This is a genomic window from Rhodococcus sp. IEGM 1305 (assembly GCF_030058635.1).
GTDB lineage: Bacteria > Actinomycetota > Actinomycetes > Mycobacteriales > Mycobacteriaceae > Rhodococcus_F > Rhodococcus_F opacus_D.
Window position 1 is genome coordinate 1 of sequence record NZ_JASHKX010000090.1, and the last position, 418, is coordinate 418.

General features: G+C 71.3%; 1 protein-coding gene. It reads left to right on the top strand.

What is annotated here, in order from left to right:
- A partial coding sequence (locus tag QM693_RS37515; protein ID WP_283354835.1) for an aromatic amino acid lyase occupies positions 1-418 on the top strand: 418 nt, incomplete at both ends.

Sequence of the window (418 nt, forward strand, 5' to 3'; positions counted from 1 at the left end):
ACGGCATGCTCGGCATGCTGGTGCTGGCGTGCGAGGACCTGCACGGGCTGCTGCGCCTGGCCGACGTCACGGCGGCGATGAGTGTGGAGGGGCTGCTCGGCACCGACAAGGTGTTCGCCCCGGACCTGCAGGCGCTGCGGCCGCACCCCGGTCAGGCCCGCGCTGCTGCGAACATGGTTCGGTTGCTCGCCGGCTCGGAGATCGTGCAGAGCCACGCCAATCCCAGCTGCACCGTGGTGCAGGACGCCTATTCGTTGCGGTGCGCCCCGCAGGTCGCCGGGGCGGCGCGGGACACGCTCGCGCACGCCGAGCGGGTGGCGTCCTGGGAACTGGCGAGCGCAATCGACAATCCGGTGGTCACGTTGGACGGGCGGGTGGAGTCGAACGGCAATTTCCACGGGGCGCCGGTCGGGTACGT